At 64.1% G+C, this 18,308-nt stretch carries 15 protein-coding genes and 1 pseudogene; 14 read left to right on the top strand and 2 right to left on the bottom strand.

Features of this window, described 5'->3' with window-relative positions:
* Positions 1-611: 611 nt before the first annotated feature.
* From dnaA to gyrB, 7 genes are all read left to right on the top strand, one after another.
* Positions 612-2,132, top strand: coding sequence for a chromosomal replication initiator protein DnaA (gene dnaA, locus Q0Q36_RS19930; RefSeq protein ID WP_293800723.1), 1,521 nt, complete (start codon positions 612-614; stop codon positions 2,130-2,132).
* A 152-nt stretch (positions 2,133-2,284) separates the two neighbouring features.
* The gene (gene dnaN / locus Q0Q36_RS19925; protein ID WP_293800721.1) at positions 2,285-3,400 is read left to right on the top strand and encodes a DNA polymerase III subunit beta; all 1,116 of its coding nucleotides are present in this window, start codon (positions 2,285-2,287) and stop codon (positions 3,398-3,400) included.
* A gap of 10 nt (positions 3,401-3,410) precedes the next feature.
* Positions 3,411-4,538, top strand: a complete 1,128-nt coding sequence (gene recF, locus Q0Q36_RS19920; protein ID WP_293800719.1) for a DNA replication/repair protein RecF — start codon at positions 3,411-3,413, stop codon at positions 4,536-4,538.
* A gap of 74 nt (positions 4,539-4,612) precedes the next feature.
* Entirely contained in the window at positions 4,613-5,227 is a 615-nt protein-coding gene (locus tag Q0Q36_RS19915; RefSeq protein ID WP_293800717.1) for a LysE family translocator, read from the top strand.
* A 5-nt stretch (positions 5,228-5,232) separates the two neighbouring features.
* The gene (locus Q0Q36_RS19910; protein WP_293800715.1) at positions 5,233-5,586 is read left to right on the top strand and encodes a hypothetical protein; all 354 of its coding nucleotides are present in this window, start codon (positions 5,233-5,235) and stop codon (positions 5,584-5,586) included.
* A gap of 60 nt (positions 5,587-5,646) precedes the next feature.
* Positions 5,647-7,485 carry a DNA helicase RecQ gene (recQ, locus tag Q0Q36_RS19905; protein ID WP_293800765.1) on the top strand — a complete coding sequence of 613 codons (1,839 nt, stop codon included), beginning with the start codon at positions 5,647-5,649 and terminating at the stop codon, positions 7,483-7,485.
* Between the two features lie 142 nt (positions 7,486-7,627).
* The gene (gene gyrB, locus Q0Q36_RS19900; protein ID WP_293800713.1) at positions 7,628-10,066 is read left to right on the top strand and encodes a DNA topoisomerase (ATP-hydrolyzing) subunit B; all 2,439 of its coding nucleotides are present in this window, start codon (positions 7,628-7,630) and stop codon (positions 10,064-10,066) included.
* Between the two features lie 256 nt (positions 10,067-10,322).
* Here gyrB and chrA read toward each other — a convergent pair whose 3' ends face one another.
* Together chrA and Q0Q36_RS19890 are read right to left on the bottom strand one after the other, a co-directional pair.
* On the bottom strand, positions 10,323-11,738 hold the full coding sequence (gene chrA, locus Q0Q36_RS19895) for a chromate efflux transporter (protein WP_293800711.1): 1,416 nt from the start codon (positions 11,736-11,738) through the stop codon (positions 10,323-10,325).
* A gap of 16 nt (positions 11,739-11,754) precedes the next feature.
* Positions 11,755-12,741: a chromate resistance protein ChrB domain-containing protein gene (locus tag Q0Q36_RS19890; RefSeq protein ID WP_293800709.1), complete on the bottom strand. Its 987-nt coding sequence runs from the start codon at positions 12,739-12,741 to the stop codon at positions 11,755-11,757.
* Positions 12,742-12,838: 97 nt separating this feature from the next.
* Here Q0Q36_RS19890 and Q0Q36_RS19885 point away from each other — a divergent pair, with 97 nt between their 5' ends.
* The 7 genes and pseudogenes from Q0Q36_RS19885 (at position 12,839) to Q0Q36_RS19855 (ending at position 18,125) form a co-directional block, all read left to right on the top strand.
* On the top strand, positions 12,839-13,810 hold the full coding sequence (locus tag Q0Q36_RS19885) for a Fe-Mn family superoxide dismutase (protein ID WP_293800707.1): 972 nt from the start codon (positions 12,839-12,841) through the stop codon (positions 13,808-13,810).
* Positions 13,807-14,277, top strand: a complete 471-nt coding sequence (locus Q0Q36_RS19880) for a chromate resistance protein ChrB domain-containing protein (protein WP_293800705.1) — start codon at positions 13,807-13,809, stop codon at positions 14,275-14,277. The genes Q0Q36_RS19885 and Q0Q36_RS19880 overlap by 4 nt, the downstream gene beginning before the upstream one ends.
* Positions 14,278-14,307: 30 nt before the next feature.
* Positions 14,308-14,976: a family 16 glycoside hydrolase gene (locus tag Q0Q36_RS19875; protein ID WP_293800703.1), complete on the top strand. Its 669-nt coding sequence runs from the start codon at positions 14,308-14,310 to the stop codon at positions 14,974-14,976.
* Complete coding sequence (locus tag Q0Q36_RS19870) at positions 14,973-15,371, top strand: hypothetical protein (protein ID WP_293800701.1); 399 nt, start codon at positions 14,973-14,975, stop codon at positions 15,369-15,371. The genes Q0Q36_RS19875 and Q0Q36_RS19870 overlap by 4 nt, the downstream gene beginning before the upstream one ends.
* A 73-nt stretch (positions 15,372-15,444) precedes the next feature.
* Entirely contained in the window at positions 15,445-16,329 is an 885-nt protein-coding gene (locus Q0Q36_RS19865) for a DUF1259 domain-containing protein (protein WP_293800763.1), read from the top strand.
* Positions 16,330-16,512: 183 nt separating this feature from the next.
* A pseudogene (locus tag Q0Q36_RS19860) lies at positions 16,513-17,730 on the top strand (cytochrome bc complex cytochrome b subunit); the annotation flags it as partial.
* A gap of 101 nt (positions 17,731-17,831) precedes the next feature.
* Positions 17,832-18,125 (top strand): hypothetical protein, encoded by a 294-nt coding sequence (locus tag Q0Q36_RS19855; protein WP_293800699.1) that lies wholly within the window; start codon positions 17,832-17,834, stop codon positions 18,123-18,125.
* The last annotated feature ends 183 nt before the right edge of the window (positions 18,126-18,308 follow it).

Here is an 18,308-nt window from a genome sequence, read left to right as displayed (position 1 = left end):
GGGCGCCGTTCAGGGCGCGAAAACAAGCATCGGGCCGGACTCCGCCGCACATAAAAAGATGTGATTTTTCATCATCTTAGCAGGCAAAGGATTTTGGACGGCGGAATCGCGGCGACTCTGCGGCAGGCTTTTAGGGGCGCGGCAAAAAAAGATTCGGCGCCCTCCCGACTAGGGGGCATGAAGAAAATCTTAAGTTCCCCAACCAATTGCGGCAGGCGTCCCCATCAATCGGAGTACCCTGCCGGGCCTGAGTCTCGGAAGCCGGCTGAAAGGGATGTTGCAGCCCGTCGAGAGCGCCTTGTAAGGTCCCTTTCATCGCCGGGCGGACAGCAATGACCGCCGCGGGATTTCCAGAGATGATCAGCGTTTTGGCTCGCGACCATGGAGGTTGGAGGATGTGACCCTTTGTCTTTCTTGATTGAGATGAAGGGTGGCATCGTCCCTCGGCGAGCCTTCCAAGCGTAATCAACAGAACCGGAACCGAAGCCCGAAGCGGCGCACTGCGCCCGTCGGGACCGGGACCATTTTGACCGGAACAACAGCGCCGGAACGGAGGCCAGGAAGCGGCCGCCGAACCCTAAGCGCGTGCATTTTGAAGAACGGGGCCATTGATGTTCGAGCGGCAGAATTTCGGGGACACCGTCGAGACGACGCCGGTGGTGGTGACGATCGCCACGGAAGAGACTGCAGCGGTTCATGTCGGGGAAGTTTCGATTCAGGACGCATGGGAGCGCGTGCGTCGGCGCCTGCGGGCCGAGCTCGGCGAAGATGTCTTCTCGAGCTGGTTCGGCCGCCTGGAGATCGCCGGCATCGTCGAGGGCGTGGCCTATCTCACCGTTCCCACGCGGTTCCTGAAGAGCTGGCTCGAGGCGCATTATACCGAGCGCCTGCGGGTGAACTGCATGGCCGAATTGCCGGCGCCGAACGGCGTGATGCTCTCGGTGCGGACCGTCTCGCGCGACCCTGCCGCCCAGCCGCAGATCGAGGCGCTGCGCAGCCGTCCCGCAACGGTGGCGAGCCCCGCCCCGGCCGAGACCGGCCGCCCGGCTGCCGTAAGCGCGCCTCAATCCGGCGAGAGCGACCTCGTCGATGCCTGCGGCACCTCACTCGACCGGCGCATGAGCTTCCAGAGCTTCGTCGTCGGCAAGTCGAACCAGCTCGCCTTCGCGGCGGCCGAGCGCATCGCCGGCGCGCCGGCGGGCCAGAGCCCCTATAATCCGCTCTATCTCCATGCCGGCGTCGGCCTCGGCAAGACGCATCTCCTGCAGGCGATCGCCCAGGAAGCGCGCCGCCAGGGCAAGCGCGTCGCCTATTTCACCGCCGACCGCTTCATGTATGGCTTCGTCGCGGCGCTGAAGTCGCAGACGGCGCTTGCCTTCAAGGAGAAGCTGCGCGGCATCGACCTGCTCGTCGTCGACGACGTGCAGTTCATCCAGGGCAAGTCGATCCAGCAGGAATTCGGCCACACGATCAACGCGCTGCTCGATGCCGGCAAGCAGATCGTCGTCGCCGGCGACCGGCTCGCCGGAGAGCTTGAGGCGCTCGACGAGCGCATCCGCTCGCGGCTCGGCGGCGGCCTGGTCGTCGAGGTCGGCGAGCTCGACGAGACCCTGCGCGCCACGATCCTCTCCAGCCGGCTGGAGGCGCTGCAGACCGCGCATCCGAATTTCCAGGTCAGCCCCGATGTCGTCGCCTATGTCTCGCGCGTCGTCGCGACCAACGGCCGCGACTTGGACGGCGCCGCCAACCGCCTGCTCGCCCATGCGACGCTGTCGGGCCAGCTCGTCACGCTGGAGACGGCGGAAGCGGCGATCCGCGACCTCGTCCGGACGCGCGAGCCGCGCCGGGTCAAGATCGAGGACATCCAGAAGCTGGTCGCGACGCGCTACAATGTCAGCCGCGCCGACATCCTCTCGGAGCGCCGCACCGCGGCCGTGGTGAAGCCGCGCCAGATCGCGATGTATCTGTCGAAGGCGCTGACGCCGCGCTCTCTGCCCGAGATCGGCCGCCGCTTCGGCGGACGCGACCACACGACCGTGCTGCATGCGGTGCGCAAGATCGAGAAGGCGATCAGCGAGGACCGCTCGCTGCATGACGAGGTCGATCTGCTGAAGCGCATGCTGCAGGAGTGACACCCGCGGGCATTAGCCACTTCCGCCAAATGGTTGTGGTTGCCGGAGCGGGCAGGTCTTGCGCCCCCGCCCGGCGTCCTGCAATGTCGCCGGCCACTCATTCGGCTCGCGCAGCGATGCGCGGGCGGCCAGCGCCAGAAGACTAGACAATCATGAAGGTCACGGTCGAACGTTCCACGCTGCTCAAGTCGCTCGGCCACGTCCATCGCGTGGTGGAGCGCCGCAACACGATCCCGATCCTGTCGAACCTGTTGCTCTCAGCCTCCGAGAACGGCCTGCGGCTGAAGGCGACCGATCTCGATATCGAGGTGGTGGAGACGATCGCCGCCGATGCGCCCGAGCCCGGCGCCACGACCGTTCCGGCGCATACCCTCTACGATATCGTCCGCAAGCTGCCCGACGGCGCCCAGGTTTCGCTGGAGACCACCGGCGATAGCGGCCTCGTGCTGCGCTCCGGACGCTCGCGCTTCCAGCTCCAGACCTTGCCCGAGAGCGATTTCCCGGACATCACCGCCGGCGATATGGCCCATCGCTTCGTGCTGCCGGCCGGCGAGCTCAAGCGCCTGATCGACAAGACCCAGTTCGCGATCTCCACCGAGGAGACGCGCTACTACCTCAACGGCATCTATCTCCACACCATCGATGTCGATGGTCACCCGGTGCTGCGCGCCGTCGCCACCGACGGCCACCGCCTCGCCCGCGTCGATACCGCCGCCCCGAAGGGCTCGGTCGGCATGCCCGGCGTGATCGTGCCGCGCAAGGCCGTGGCCGAGATTCAGAAACTGCTGGAGGACGGCGAGAGCGAGGTTGCGGTCGAATTGTCCGGTTCGAAGATCCGCGTCGCCACGGCGAGCGTCGTGCTGACCTCGAAGCTGATCGACGGCACCTTCCCCGACTATCAGCGCGTCATCCCGAGCGGAAACGACAAGCGCCTCACCGTCGACAAGGGCGATTTCGCCGCGTCGGTCGACCGCGTCTCGACGATCTCGTCGGAGCGTGGCCGCGCCGTGAAGCTCTCGATGGCCGAGGGGCGCATGACGCTCTCCGTCACCAACCCGGATTCCGGCTCGGCGACCGAGGAGATCGAGGTCGATTACGACGCGAGCCCGCTCGATATCGGCTTCAACGCCCGCTATCTCATGGACATCGCCGCGCAGCTCGACGGCGACACCGCCCTGCTGAAGTTGGCCGATCCAGGCTCGCCGACCGTGATCCAGGATCGCGAAGGCGCCTCCGCGCTCTATGTGCTGATGCCGATGCGCGTCTGATCCCGCGATCATGGCCGCCGTCGCGCGCCTGATCCTGCAGGATTTCCGTTCCTACGAGGCCCTCGATCTCCCGGTCGAGGGCCAAATCGTTGCGCTCGCAGGCGAGAACGGAGCCGGCAAGACCAATATCCTCGAAGCGCTCTCGCTGTTTACGCCGGGGCGTGGCCTGCGCCGCGCCGAGATCACGGCGATGGCAAGGCAGGGCGGCGACGGCTCCTTCGCCGCCTCGATAACCCTTGATGATGAGGCGGGCCGGCTCGGCATCGGGCTGGGACCGCTCGATGCGGAAGGGCGCAGGCCGCGGCTCGCCCGGATCGATGGCGCCAATGTCGGCTCGGCGCTGGCGTTCAGCGACTATCTGCGCGTGGTCTGGCTGACGCCCGATCTCGACGGGCTGTTCCGGGGCGCTGCCGGCGACCGCCGCCGCTTCCTCGACAGGCTGGTGCTCGCGATCGACCCAAGCCATGCCACGCGCTCGAATGCGCTTGAACGCGCCCTGCGCTCGCGCAACCGCATTCTCGAAGAAAGTTCCAACCAAGGCCAGTGGCTCGATGCCGTCGAGCGCGAGGTCGCCGAGCTGGGCGTCGCGGTCGCCGCTGCGCGGGCCGAGACCGTGGCGCGGCTCTCCGCCATCATCGCCGAAACGCGCGACGAGGCTTCGCCTTTCCCCTTCGCCGATATCGCGCTCTCCGGCGAGATCGACGCTCTGGTCGCCCGCCTGCCGGCGGTCGATGCCGAGGACGCCTATCGCGACCTGCTGCGCCAGAGCCGCCATCGCGACCGTGCCGCCGGGCGCACGCTGGCGGGGCCGCAAGCCTCGGATCTCGAAGTCCGGCACGGGCCGAAGGACATCCCGGCCGGGCAGGGCTCGACCGGCGAGCAGAAGGCCCTCCTGATCGGGCTCGTGCTCGCCCATGCCAGACTGGTCGCGGCGATGAGCGGGATCGCGCCGCTCGTCCTGCTCGACGAGATCGCCGCCCATCTCGATCCGCGCCGGCGCGGCGCGCTCTACGAGGGGCTGACCGGGCTCGGCTGTCAGGTCTGGATGACCGGGGCGGACGCCGCGCTGTTTGGCGACCTGCCGGCCGGCGCGCAGCGTTTCGCGGTGACGCCAGGGCGGATCGATCCACTCGATTGATCGGTCGGGCCACGGCTTGCGATGGGACGCCTGCCCGCGTTCCTGCTAATCTCCGGCAGTTTCGGAGGCTTTTCATGGATCTCTCCAGCCTTGCCCTGTTCGCTGGCGTGTATTTCCTCGCCGTCGCCTCACCCGGCCCGGCCATCGCGGCGCTGGTCGCGCGCTCGCTGTCCTCGGGCTTCCGGCGCTCCTTGCCCTTCCTCGCCGGCATCGTCGCGGGCGATCTCGTCTGGTTCACGCTCACGGCGCTGGGCTTGAGCGTCCTGATGCAGAGCTTCCACGGCGTGTTCGTCGCGATCAAATATGCAGGCTGCGCCTATCTCGTCTTCCTCGCCTACAAGGCCTGGACGGCTCCTGCCGAAGCGCCGAAGCCTTCGGCCGCCGCGCGGGGCGAAGGCCTGCGCCTCTTCCTCGGCGGCATCGCGCTGACACTCGGCAACCCCAAGGTCATGGTCTTCTTCCTGTCGATCCTGCCGCTGGTCATCGATCTCAACGCCATGAGCACGCTCGCCTTCGTCGAGGTCGCCGCGCTGATCGCCCCGATCATCACGGGCACGCTGATGGCCTATGCCTATGCGGCCGACCGGGCGCGGCGCCTTGTCGCCAGCCCGCGCGCGATGCGCTGGATCAACCGGACGACCGGCGGCGTGATGGCCGGCGCGGCGGCCGCGATCGCGACGCGGAGCTGAACGCCTTGGCTCTGGCGGCGGGGCTCATCGATCTCGGCTTCGCGCTGTTCCATGCCGCGTTCCACCGGCTGTTCGGCTGGCCGGAGCGGCTCGCGCCCTCCGGCAGCCTGAACACGGCGATCACGCAGACACTCAACGCGATGCTGATCTTCGTCTTCCTCGCCTATGGCGCGACCCTGATCTGGCTAGCCGGGCAAGGAAACGTGCATCCCGTTCTGCCGCTGGTGGGCGCCGCGTTCTGGGGCCTGCGGCTCGCGCTGCAATTCATCTGGTTCGATCTCAAGCCCTGGGCCTCGAAGCTGATCACGGCGGTTTTCGCGGTCACCGCAGCGGTTCATCTGCTGGCCGTGCGGGTCTAGGCACAGGATATCCGGCGAAAGGCTGGCCAAGCGCGCCCGGCTGCGGCACATCCCTTGTCCATGTCGCATGCCAGCGAATCAGACGCCCGCGCGGTCCTCAAATCGGTGTGGGGCTATGACGATTTCCGCCCCGGCCAATGGGAGGTGATCGCGGCCGCGCTATCCGGCGAGGACGTCTTCGCGGTGATGCCGACCGGCTCCGGCAAATCGATGTGCTACCAGCTTCCGGCACTGGTCTCAGGGGGGCTGACGCTGGTCGTCTCGCCGCTGATCGCGCTGATGCGCGACCAGGTCGGGCAGCTTGTGCGGGCCGGCGTCTCGGCCGCCTCTCTCAACTCGATGAATACCGAGGACGAGGCGGCGCAGGCCTGGGACCGGCTGAATTCCGGCGATTTGCGCCTGCTCTTCGTCTCGCCCGAGCGCCTGGCCGGTGAGGGGCTCGTCTCGCGCCTGAAGCGCCTCGGCGTGACCCGGCTCGCGATCGACGAGGCGCATTGCGTCTCGCAATGGGGCCATGATTTCCGCCCGGAATATCGCCTGCTCGCCAAGACGCGCGAGGCACTGGGCGGCGTGCCCGTCACCGCCCTGACCGCGACCGCCGACCGGCAGACCCAGGCCGATATCGCCCAGCAGCTCTTCCCGCAGCCGCCGCGGATGGTGGTGCATTCCTTCGACCGGCCGAACCTGAAGCTCGCCTTCGCGCCGAAGGAGCAGCCGCGCCGGCAGATCGACGATTTCCTGCGCCGTCACCGCAACGGCTCCGGCATCGTCTATTGCTCCTCGCGCAGCAAGACAGAGCGCCTAGCGACGGCCTTGAGCGAAAAGGGCTGGAATGCCCTGCCCTATCATGCCGGGCTCGAACAGGAGACGCGCAACCGCAACCAGGACATCTTCCTGCAGGAGGACGGCGTCGTCGTCTGCGCCACCATCGCCTTCGGCATGGGCATCAACAAGCCCGATGTGCGCTTCGTCGTCCATGCCGACATGCCCGGCTCGATCGAGGGCTATTACCAGGAGATCGGCCGCGCCGGGCGCGACGGCCTGCCGGCGGATACGCTGACACTCTACGGCGTCGACGACATGTCGCTCCGGCGCCGCCAGATCGACGAGAAGCCGATCGACGACGAGCGCCGGCGCATCGAGCACAAGCGCCTCAACGCGATGATCGATCTCTGCGAGAATGCGCTCTGCCGGCGCAGCGCGCTGCTCGCCTATTTCGGCGAGGAGACGCCACCCTGCCGGCATGGCAACGCGCCGTTCCGCTGCGATCTCTGCGGCGCGGAGGCGCCCGCCCTGCAGGATGCGACGCTCGATGCGCGCAAGCTGCTCTCGGCCGTGATCCGTTCCGGCGAGCGGTTCGGCGCCGGCCATCTCGCCGATATCCTGACGGGTACGACGACCGAGGTCATCCGGCGCCAGAACCATGACGGCCTGAAGACCTTCGGCGTCGGTGCGGACAAGTCGAAATCAGCCTGGATGGGGCTGACGCGCAAGCTTTTCGCGGCGGGCGCGCTGGCCGAGGCCAGCATCGAGCATGGCGGCTTCAAGCTGACGCCGAAGGGCGAGGACATCCTCTTCGGCCGCGAGAGCATCGCGCTCAGGGCCGACCCCTTCGCCGAGAGGCGCTCCCGCCGTTCCGAGCGCGACGCGGCGCGGGCCGACGGGCTCGACGAGGGCACGGCCGGCCTGTTCGAGCACCTGCGCAAGCTCAGGCTCCAGATCGCGCGCGAGGAGGGCGTCGCGGCCTATATCATCTTCACCGACCGGACGCTGATCGCGATGGCGCGCGAGCGGCCGTTGGGCTTGGAAGAGATGCGGGCGATCGAAGGCGTCGGCGAACGCAAGCTCGCGCAATATGGCGAGGCCTTCGTCGAGGCGATCTCGGAATTCCGCGGCTGAGCGTCGACGCGAATTATTGCCCGATAGGTCTCTCTACGCGCACGCACGCGTAGGCGCGTGAAAAAGCCATCGTCTCACCCTATATTGTCGTTTCGAATCAGGATCATCGCGGGCGCTCGCTCGCCCGCTCAGGAACCACTTCATGACCGACGCCGCCCTCAGCGCCCAGCCCGACGACTACGGCGCCGATTCCATCAAGGTTCTCAAGGGCCTGGACGCGGTGCGCAAGCGGCCCGGCATGTATATCGGCGATACCGATGACGGCTCGGGCCTGCACCACATGGTCTATGAGGTCGTCGACAACGCGATCGACGAGGCGCTCGCCGGCCATGCCGACCTCGTCACGGTGACGCTGAATGCCGACGGCTCGGTCACGGTCAGCGATAACGGGCGCGGCATCCCGACCGATATCCACAGCGAGGAAGGCATCTCGGCGGCCGAGGTCATCATGACCCAGCTCCATGCCGGCGGTAAGTTCGACCAGAACTCCTACAAGGTCTCGGGCGGCCTGCACGGCGTCGGCGTCTCCGTCGTCAACGCGCTCTCTGTCTCGCTGAAGCTGCGCATCTGGCGCGGCGGCAGCGAGCACTACATGGAATTCCGTCATGGCGACGCGGTAGCCCCGCTCGTCGTCGTCGGCCCGCAGGGCGACAAGCGCGGCACCGAGGTGACCTTCCTGCCCTCGCAGGAGACCTTCACCATGGTGGAGTTCGACTACAAGACGCTGGAGCACCGCCTGCGCGAGCTCGCCTTCCTCAACTCGGGCGTGCGCATCGTCCTGACCGATGCGCGCCATGCCGAGGTGGTGCGCGAGGAGCTGATGTACGATGGCGGCGTCGAGGCCTTCGTGCGCTATCTCGACCGCGCCAAGTCGGCCGTGATCGAGAAGCCGATCATGCTGACCTCGGAGAAGGACGGCATCACCGTCGATGTCGCGCTGTGGTGGAACGACAGCTACCACGAGAACGTGCTCTGCTTCACCAACAACATCCCGCAGCGCGACGGCGGCACCCATCTCGCCGGCTTCCGCGCCGCGCTGACGCGCCAGATCACCGGCTATGCCGAAAGCTCCGGCATCTCGAAGAAGGAGAAGGTCTCGCTCACCGGCGACGATTGCCGCGAAGGCCTGACCGCGATCGTCTCGGTCAAGGTTCCCGATCCGAAATTCTCCTCGCAGACCAAGGACAAGCTGGTTTCTTCGGAAGTCCGTCCGGTCGTCGAGAACGTCGTCAACCAGGCGCTGTCCGAGTGGCTGGAGGAGCATCCGGGCGAGGCCAAGACCATCGTCGGCAAGGTGGCGGAAGCCGCCGCCGCCCGCGAGGCCGCCCGCAAGGCGCGTGACCTGACCCGCCGCAAGGGCGCGCTCGATATCGCGTCGCTGCCCGGCAAGCTCGCGGATTGCCAGGAGCGCGACCCCGCCAAGTCGGAACTCTTCATCGTCGAGGGTGACTCGGCCGGTGGCTCCGCCAAGCAGGGCCGCGCCCGCGAATACCAGGCCGTGCTGCCGCTGCGCGGCAAGATCCTGAACGTCGAGCGCGCGCGCTTCGACAAGATGCTCTCGTCCGACCAGGTCGGCACGCTGATCACGGCGCTGGGTGCCGGCATCGGCCGCGCCGAGGCCGATCAGGGCGGCTTCAACCTGGCGAAGCTGCGCTACCACAAGATCATCATCATGACCGACGCCGACGTCGACGGCGCCCATATCCGGACGCTTTTGCTGACGTTCTTCTACCGGCAAATGCCGGAGCTGATCGATGCAGGCCATCTCTTCATCGCCCAGCCGCCGCTCTACAAGGCGGCGCGCGGCAAGAGCCATGTCTATCTCAAGGACGAGCGGGCGCTGGAGGAATATCTGGTCGACTCGACGGTGGACGGCGCGACCTTCCGCACCAGCGAGGGCGTCGAGCGCGGCGGCGCGGATCTGCGCGCTCTGATCGAGGAAGCCCGCAACGTCCGCAACGCGCTGGCCCAGCTGCATTCGCGCTATGACCGCCGCGTCGTCGAGCAGATGGCGATCGCCGGTGTGCTGCACCCGATCAGCGAGGATGACGAGGCCAAGGCGAACGAGGCGGCGGCTTATGTGGCACGCCGGCTCGATGCGATCTCGGACGATCTGGAGCGTGGCTGGGAGGGCAAGGTCAGCGAGGGCGGCTTCGTGTTCTCGCGGATGATCCGCGGCGTGAAGCAGGCGGCGACGGTCGATGCCGGCCTGCTCGCCAGCGCGGAAGCCCGCAAGCTCCACGCGGCAGCGGCCTCCTTGCAGGAAGCCTATGCCAAGCCGGGTGTCCTCGCGCGCAAGGGCGACGACTTCACCGTCAACGGCCCGAGCGACCTGTTCGACGCGGTCTCGACCATCGGCAAGAAGGGCGTCTCGCTGCAGCGCTACAAAGGCCTGGGCGAAATGAACCCCGACCAGCTCTGGGAGACGACGCTCGATCGCGACGTGCGCTCGCTGCTGCGCGTCAAGAACGACCAGAACGACGAGGCCGACGATCTCTTCGTCAAGCTGATGGGCGATGTCGTCGAGCCGCGGCGCGAATTCATCCAGACCAACGCGCTGAACGCGACGGTCGATATCTGATCGTCGCGATGTCGTATGTCAGAATAAATGAGTCTAGATCAGAATATGTGAGTCTGATCTAGGCAGAAGACGTCGGCTTCTTCGTGCCCGCATCGCTTAAGGAGGCCGCCTCAGCAGAGTGGCGCCCGATCGATGGGCCGGACAGCAGCCGCTTTAAGCCGGACGATGAGTTACTGGCCTTCCTGAACGCGCTGTGATCGGCAAAAGTCGACGACGGGCGGGGTCCGTCGTCGATCGTTCGTTTGCGCAATCGCGATCAGACCATGCCCGTCGCAAGCCCATAGAGCAGCCCGGCGACCGAGCACGCTGCGATGACCTTGATCATCCCGACCTTGAAGCGGAACACCGCGATCATGGCGGCAATGGTCAGCAGCAACGAGGCGACGTTGACGGTGCTCAGGACGGGCACATCGAGTTCCATGCCATAGGCTCGAACCTGGCTGACCTCAGCGAACAAGACGTGCATGGCGAACCAGATCGACAGGTTCAGGATCACGCCGACGACGGCAGCGGTGATGGCGCCGAGGGCAGCCGACAGGGCCTTGTTGCTGCGCATCGTCTCCATGAACGGCGCACCCAGGAAGATCCAGAGGAAGCAGGGCACGAAGGTCACCCAGGTCGTCAGGAGGCCGCCGAGCGTGGCCGCCAGCAGCGGGTTGAGCGAACCCGGTGCGCGGTAGGCGCCCATGAAGCCGACGAACTGCGTGACCATGATCAGCGGCCCGGGGGTGGTCTCGGCCATGCCGAGACCATCCAGCATCTCGCCCGGCTTCAGCCAGCCATAGTGCTCAACCGCCTGCTGGGCGACATAAGACAGGACCGAATAGGCCCCGCCGAAGGTCACCATGGCCATCTTGGAAAAGAAGACGGAGATTTCGGTAAATACGTCACCGCGGCCAAACGTCGCCAGCAAAATGATGATTGGACCAAACCAAATGAGGGCACCAATCGCCGCAACCTTCAGCGACCAGCTTAAGGGGGGCGTGGCATGGGCTGGAATGCCTTCGCCAAGCGCGGAGTCGATATCGGCGACCTGATTGCCACCGACCTTGCCATGGCCGCCACCAGCCAGAAAGGCCGACCACCCCGCACGCCCACCGACATAACCGATCAGGCCGGCTACGAAGACGACGAGGGGGAAGGGAGCCTGAAAGACGGTTAGCGCGAGAAAGGCGGCCACGGCGAGGCCGATCATCACCCCGTTCTTCAGCGAGCGCCGACCGATCCGGAGCACAGCTTCGAGCACGATCGCAAGGACCGCGGCCTTCAAGCCGAAGAAGAGCGCTTGGACGCTTCCGACATTGCCGAAGATGGCGTAGATCCAGCTCAGCGCCATGATGGCGACGACACCGGGCACCACAAACAAGATTCCGGCAACAAGGCCGCCCTTTGTCTTATGCAATAGCCAGCCGATATAAACGGCGAGTTGCTGTGCTTCCGGTCCAGGCAGCAGAGTGCAATAGTTCAAGGCGTGCAGGAAGCGCGTCTCACCAATCCAGCGCTTCTCCTCGACGACGATGCGGTGCAGCACCGCGATCTGCCCGGCGGGCCCGCCGAAGCTGAGCGCCGCCACCCGGGCCCAGACGCGCACCGCCTCTCCGAATGAAACACCGTGATCGGGCACGGGACTCTGCTTGGCCGGTGTGGAACCAAGAGTTTCGATCTTGCTCATAGCTGATCCCCGATCATTAGGCTCGCTTGGACCTGAAGTACTGGTATAGATTGTCAAAGATCGTGGCGCCTTGGGTAAGCCGGTCCTCGTCCTGCGGATTGGCCGCGCAGACGCCGGAAATGAGACTTGCCACCCCGGTCGTTTCCTCGCGACCGAACTTGCCGTCCTTTAGATCTATGTCGTGGACGATCTCGGCGATGGCTTGGAGAGCAGGATCGGCAAGACCGGCGCGGGTCAGCAGGACTTCGAAACTGCATCGGTCGCCTTCATGGGTGATCTCGCCTTCAAACATGTCGAAGCGCAACTCTCCGGGCTTGGGTTCGTAGTTCTTGCCAGCAACGAAGATGATAGCGGCGCTCGGATCGATGAAACGACGGATCAGCCAGCTGCAGCCAATGCGGTCGATAAAGATACCGCTGCGTGTGACCCAAACGCGGCCCCTATAATCTGGCGGATTCGATTGTGGGGTCTCTGGCGGTTTTTCGACCATCTGTTTATCCTTTGTCAGCCTAAGCTCCAGATCAGCGATCAGGCTTTCAGCGGTTAGGCGGCCGGTGGCCGCAAAGAAATCGATAGCGGCGATATCGGTCAGCCGCTTCCGCAGGCGCTTGGCTTGCGAACCAAATTCGACGCCTTCGTCGTCAGCGCTGGGTGTTGCGAGGCGGACGCCGAGGGCCCGCGCCTCCTTCGAGAGGGCCTCGTAGTCCTCGTCCCGCGCAGCATCGAACAGAGCCCGTGCCTGGTGATCCGAGAGCCCGTCGATCAGACGAGCTTCGCAGAGCATGGCCTCGCCACCGCCCTCGACGATCTCCTTCAACAGCCACTCGAAATCCTCCTGTGTCTCGGCATTCGCAGGCAGCGCATAAACCGTGCTCTTCACCGCGACCGCGCCGATGCCTTGCAGCCGTCGCCAGATCTTCACTCGGAAATAGGCGGGCTTGCTCGGCAACTGGTGGATCAGCAGGAGCCAGCGCTGCTCAGCCGAGGAGTCGTCAACGTTCATGTCATCACCGTATCATCAGAAATGTGAAAAGCAACACTTGTATCCAGATTGATTCAGGCGTAGCGTCCCTTCGATACCTATTCCGAAAGAGGGTGCCATGCACCGGATCAAGCCATTGCCCTTTAAGCCGCCGCGCCTCGAAGGACTCTCAGAGCGGCTTCTGGCGAGCCATTACGAGAACAATTATGGTGGAGCCGTACGGCGCCTCAACGCCATCGAGCGCCGGCTTGACGAACTCGACTGGAGCCAGACACCGGTATTCGACATCAACGGTCTCAAGCGGGAAGAGCTCATCGCCGCCAATTCGGCGATCCTGCACGAGATCTATTTCGACGGCCTTGGCGGCACCGGCGATGCCGCGGGCGACCTGGCCCTCGCGCTGGAGCGTGATTTCGGCAGCGTCGCCGGTTGGCGCTCGAAATTCGCTGCCTGCGCCAAGGCGCAGGCAGGCGGCTCGGGCTGGACGTTGCTGGTCTGGTCGGAGCGCCATCAGCGCCTGATGATCCAGTGGGGGCAGGATCACACCAGCTTCCTGGCCGGCAGCATCCCGATCATGGCGCTCGATATGTACGAGCACGCCTATCACATCGACTTCGGCGCAAAGGCTGGAGCCTATGTCGACGCCTTCATGAAGAACATCCACTGGGAACGGGTCGGCACTCGCTTCCAGCGGCTCGCGCAATACCGGCAGGTGATCAGCGAGCCGGAGGTTACCGTCCCGGGCAACAGCATCGCTGCCGAGGATCTGCTGGCGCGTCTGCAACGCCAGGACGATCTCGTCCTGCTGGATGTCTGCCTCGCCGAGGATTTGGCGAAGCGCAGCGATATGATTCCGGGAGCGCAACTGCGCACGCCAGAACGGATCGCCGAATGGGCAGGTGACCTGCCGAAGGACAAGCCGATCGTCGCCTACTGCGTTTACGGCTTCCAGGTCAGCGGCGATGCGGTCGCTGAACTCCGACGCCGCGGTCTCGATGCTCACTCGCTCGCGGGCGGTATCGCCGCCTGGCACGCGATCGGCGCCCCGACCGTTCCACTCACCACCGCTGAAGGGAGGCCTACGCCATGAAATGGGTCACACGCGAACGCCCGGTCATCGACCGGATCGCCTGCCCCTGGCTGATCACGCGATTCATCGACAAGGAGCCTGAGTTCCTGTTCGTGCCGCCGGATCAGGTCCGGAAGGTAGCCGAGGAAACCGGCGCCATTCCCTATGACGTGCCCGGCGTCGAATACACGCATGTCGGAGAGGGATGCAGCTTCGACACCTTCGTCGAAAAGCATCATCTCGCCAAGGATCCGGCCGTCGCTACGATTGCCGCCATCGTCCGCGGCGCCGATACGGACCGCCACGATCTCACGCCGCAGTCGGCCGGGCTGCTGGCGATCTCGATGGGCCTTCGCGACCTCTCGCCGGACGATCACGAGGTCCTGAAGCGCGGCTTCATCATCTACGACGCGCTCTACGCCTGGGCCTCCCGCCGGAAGGGCGAGACCCACAACTGGCCGCCCATGATGAAACCGGCTGCCGCCTGACGGCACACTGTCCGGTATTGGAGAAAGCCCATGATCAGACCCGTTGCGGTCGCATCGGCAATCGTGCTGGCCAGCGCGGTCTTTTCCGCGAACGCCCAGATGATCACCTTCGGGAGCGCGCGAGTTCGCGCGCTCCCTCTCGACTTTGTTTCTGCGCTTACGGGTAGCGGCGCCGTCGGCCGCTGGGAAGTCGTTGACGATGGCTCGGCCGATGGCGGGAAGGCATTGGCCCAACTCGACGTCGACAAGACCGACTACAGATTCCCGCTCGCCATATACGACACGATCTACCCGGCAGATGTAGAAATCGAGACCCGCTTCAAGGCGGTTTCGGGGAGCGTCGACCGTGCCGGCGGCATCGCCTTCAGGCTGAAGGATCAGCAGAACTATTACGTCGTCCGGGCCAATGCCTTGGAGGACAACGTCCGTCTCTACCGCGTGAGAAGTGGCAGGCGCGAGGAACTGGCGGGAGCCAACGTCAAGGTGCCGTCGAACGAATGGCAGACCCTTGCGGTGCGGGCGTTGGGAGATCGCCTCAGTGTCTCGTTCAACGGCAAGGTTCTATTCGAGGCTCGCGACGGGACCTTCTCCACGGGTGGGAAGGTCGCGCTCTGGACCAAAGCCGATAGCGTGACCCGTTTCGATCGGGTCGGGATCACGCCACTGCCGTCCCCGGCGCTGGAGGGTGTGAAGCCATGACGAGCTCCTGCCGCGAAGCCATCCGGCGCATCCGACCGATTTCTGGCACCCTCTTCGGCCTCGTCGTTTTGGCCAGCATCGGCTCCGCGACGGCGGAGGCCTTCCGTGTCCTCAAAGGTCCGGAAATCCGAAGCTTGTTCACGGGTATGGAGTTCACGGATGAAGTCCACTGGACGCTCGTGCTTGGACGCGATGGGACCCTCACGAACATAGGAATGGGCAGGAAGACCGTAGGGCGCTGGCAGGTGAAGCAGGACCAGCTCTGCCTGGACCGAGCCCGCGATGAGCAGCGCTGTTACGTCGTTTCGCGTTCGGGAAAGACCTACCGGCTCCAGGAGCCGGACTCCGATATCTACGAGGAAGGCATCGTTCAGCGGCCTGTGGCGCGGCACTGATAAGCACGCTCGCATCTATGGGTGCGTGATCAGGGGCATTTCAACGCGGGGGCGATGAAAGTGGAGCATCATGATGCAACCGAAATTCTCTCTCGGCGCCGCCTTGGCGTTGCTTATTTGCGCGCCGGCACATGCCGAACCTGACTGGTCCGCAGTTGGCAAGGCACTCGGAAAATCCGGCGCAATGGCGTCAGGTCACATCTATCGAGTCGGGTTGCCGCGGACGGATCTGAAGGTCAGGCTCGACGGCGTGGAGCTCAAGCCCGCACTGGCGCTCGGCTCATGGTTGGCATTTCAGTCGATGGGCGATCACGACGCCATGGTGATGGGGGATCTCGTCCTGACCCAACCGGAAGTGAATCCGGTCATGAAGAAGCTGGTCGAAAGCGGCCTCGAGATCACCGCGCTGCACAATCATCTGCTGCGGTCGGAGCCTGCGACCATGTACATGCATGTCAGCGGCCACGGCGATGCAGTGAAGCTGGCGGCAGCACTGCATGCTGGCTTGCAGGAGAGCGGCACGCCTCTCGGGGAGACAGCGCCGGCTCCCGCTGCCGCGATCGATCTTGACACGTCGGCCATCGACCAGGCGCTCGGGTATAAGGGCAGGGTGAACGGCGGCGTCTACCAGGTCGGTGTTCTGCGTCCGGAGACTATTCGCGATGGCGGCATGGAGGTGCCGGAAGCGATGGGCTCGGCCACCGCTATTAATTTCCAGCCAACGGGTAACGGCAAGGCGGCCATCACCGGCGATTTCGTCCTGATCGCATCGGAGGTGAACCCGGTCCTGCGCGCTCTCCGCGAGAACGGGATCGAGGTGACTGCGGTCCACAGTCATATGCTCGAAGACACGCCACGGCTGTTCTTCATGCATTTCTGGGCGAATGACGACGCCTTGAAACTGGCCAAGGGGCTGAAGGCTGCGCTCGACAAGACCGCGAGCGGCAAGAAGTCCTAGCGGCCTGCAGGCGCTGATCGAGGCCAGACATCGACGTCGGTCGGCAGCCTTTCGCCCGCGTTTCTAATAATCCGGGGCGCGTGGCCTGTTTAGCCTCTGACTTTTCAACTGGCCCCGCCGGCTCAGCTATCCAGTCCCACTGCCGACCGGGCGCGTGCCGCAAGAACCTGGAGTATAACAAGGATGGAAAAGCCCGCTGCTTATGTCCCGCGAAGCGCGTTCAGTCGATGGCTGGAACGACGTTTGCCCATCATTAGTCTTGCTCACGAGTCGTTCATTTCCTACCCAACACCTCGGAATATCAATTACTGGTGGACGTTTGGCGCGATGCTGAGTGTTGTCCTCGTGACTCAAATCATCACGGGGGTCGTGCTTGCAATGCATTATACGCCAGAATCAACGATGGCGTTCTCGTCCGTCGAACACATTATGCGCGATGTAAATTATGGATGGCTCCTGCGGTATTTGCATGCGACTGGAGCATCATTTGTATTTATTGCCGCGTATACGCATATGTTTCGAGGGATGTATTACGGATCCTACAAGCAGCCCCGCGAGGTTGTTTGGGTTCTCGGGGTGGTCCTCCTGCTCCTGATGATGGCAACCGCATTCATGGGGTATGTATTGCCGTGGGGCCAAATGAGTTTCTGGGGCGCCACCGTCATCACGAACCTGCTCTCTGCGATTCCGGTGGTCGGCGAATGGATCGTGACGTTGCTTTGGGGCGGTTACACCGTCGCGAATCCGACGCTCAACCGCTTCTTTTCGCTACATTATCTTTTGCCTTTCATGATCGTGGGCGTGATCGTCCTCCATATCTGGGCCTTGCATGTCGTTGGACAAAACAATCCTGATGGCATCGAAATTCGGGACGTTGAAAAGGATACATTGCCGTTTACGCCTTACGCCACGATCAAAGATGCGTTTGGGGTCATCTGTTTCTTCTTCATCTATCTTTTATTTGTTTTCTACGAGCCGAATTATCTTATGGCCTCTGAGAATTACGTGCCTGCCAACCCGGCGGTAACACCGGCGGAGATCATGCCTGAGTGGTATTTTCTGCCTTTTTATGCAATCCTCAGGAGTATTCCGTCAAAACTCCCGGGTGTTTTGGCTATGTTCTCGGCCATCGGTGTCTTGGCGTTCTTGCCATGGCTCGATACCTCGCCCGTTCGATCTGCAAAATATCGTCCGTACTACAGAGTATTTTTCTGGATTTTTTGCGCCGTATGCTTGTCTCTGGGATATCTTGGGTCTCGACCTGCGGAAGGTATCTATGTTGTTCTTTCGCGCATTTGCACAGCGTATTACTTTGCGCACTTCCTGATCGTGCTGCCTCTCCTCGGCGTGTGGGAGACCCCGAGGCCCCGTCCCGCCTCAATTGCGGACGGTATCCTGGCGGATCGCCCGAGGTCATACGCAATGGAGCGGTAAACCTGCTTTCGCACCTGAAGACGTGCCGATGATGCCAAAAGCATCACCTCTAGCAAGGAGACTGCAAAATGGGCAATCGAATCGCTTTCGCTCTCGCCGGAGTAGTTTTGGCCCTGGGAATTGCCGGGATGGTCGTGGCATATCATGAAATGGAGCTCAGACAGGCTTTTGTGCCAAGCGACAAGCCCGTCTCGGAAGATATCATCAAGCAGAAGATGCAGGAAGCGAAGTACAATGATATCCAGGTCATGCACCTAGGCTCGGCCTTTGTGACCACAGGCGTCAAGGACGGCAGAACGGATACATTTGTCGTCGATGCTCGTTCCGGGCGCCTCATGACTGCCGGAGACGATGATGACTAGTGCCCGATATCCGGGAGCTACGTAAGGCTATCGCGGGGCCAGAGGCCCGGCGTCGAAGCCCGGGCCGGAGGATCGCCATTCTGTAGCGAAGCTCGGGGGCGCCTGAAATGGCTGGCGGACCCGGTGGTTGTGTTTCGGCCCTTTAATTGCGGGGAGCTGTCAACCTCAGATTTCGCGCCGTCA

Source organism: uncultured Allobosea sp., assembly GCF_945957345.1.
Classification (GTDB): domain Bacteria; phylum Pseudomonadota; class Alphaproteobacteria; order Rhizobiales; family Beijerinckiaceae; genus Allobosea.
Note: the sequence above shows the minus strand (reverse complement) of the source record. Positions and strands in the feature narration are given on the sequence as shown.

Bases quoted from the DNA above. Each gene is read 5' to 3' on its own strand.
- dnaA (WP_293800723.1), top strand. From the start codon at position 612: ATGTTCGAGCGGCAGAATTTCGGGGACACCGTCGAGACGACGCCGGTG.
- dnaN (WP_293800721.1), top strand. From the start codon at position 2,285: ATGAAGGTCACGGTCGAACGTTCCACGCTGCTCAAGTCGCTCGGCCAC.
- recF (WP_293800719.1), top strand. From the start codon at position 3,411: ATGGCCGCCGTCGCGCGCCTGATCCTGCAGGATTTCCGTTCCTACGAG.
- Q0Q36_RS19915 (WP_293800717.1), top strand. From the start codon at position 4,613: ATGGATCTCTCCAGCCTTGCCCTGTTCGCTGGCGTGTATTTCCTCGCC.
- recQ (WP_293800765.1), top strand. From the start codon at position 5,647: ATGTCGCATGCCAGCGAATCAGACGCCCGCGCGGTCCTCAAATCGGTG.
- gyrB (WP_293800713.1), top strand. From the start codon at position 7,628: ATGACCGACGCCGCCCTCAGCGCCCAGCCCGACGACTACGGCGCCGAT.
- chrA (WP_293800711.1), bottom strand. From the start codon at position 11,738: ATGAGCAAGATCGAAACTCTTGGTTCCACACCGGCCAAGCAGAGTCCC.
- Q0Q36_RS19890 (WP_293800709.1), bottom strand. From the start codon at position 12,741: ATGAACGTTGACGACTCCTCGGCTGAGCAGCGCTGGCTCCTGCTGATC.
- Q0Q36_RS19885 (WP_293800707.1), top strand. From the start codon at position 12,839: ATGCACCGGATCAAGCCATTGCCCTTTAAGCCGCCGCGCCTCGAAGGA.
- Q0Q36_RS19880 (WP_293800705.1), top strand. From the start codon at position 13,807: ATGAAATGGGTCACACGCGAACGCCCGGTCATCGACCGGATCGCCTGC.
- Q0Q36_RS19875 (WP_293800703.1), top strand. From the start codon at position 14,308: ATGATCAGACCCGTTGCGGTCGCATCGGCAATCGTGCTGGCCAGCGCG.
- Q0Q36_RS19870 (WP_293800701.1), top strand. From the start codon at position 14,973: ATGACGAGCTCCTGCCGCGAAGCCATCCGGCGCATCCGACCGATTTCT.
- Q0Q36_RS19865 (WP_293800763.1), top strand. From the start codon at position 15,445: ATGCAACCGAAATTCTCTCTCGGCGCCGCCTTGGCGTTGCTTATTTGC.
- Q0Q36_RS19855 (WP_293800699.1), top strand. From the start codon at position 17,832: ATGGGCAATCGAATCGCTTTCGCTCTCGCCGGAGTAGTTTTGGCCCTG.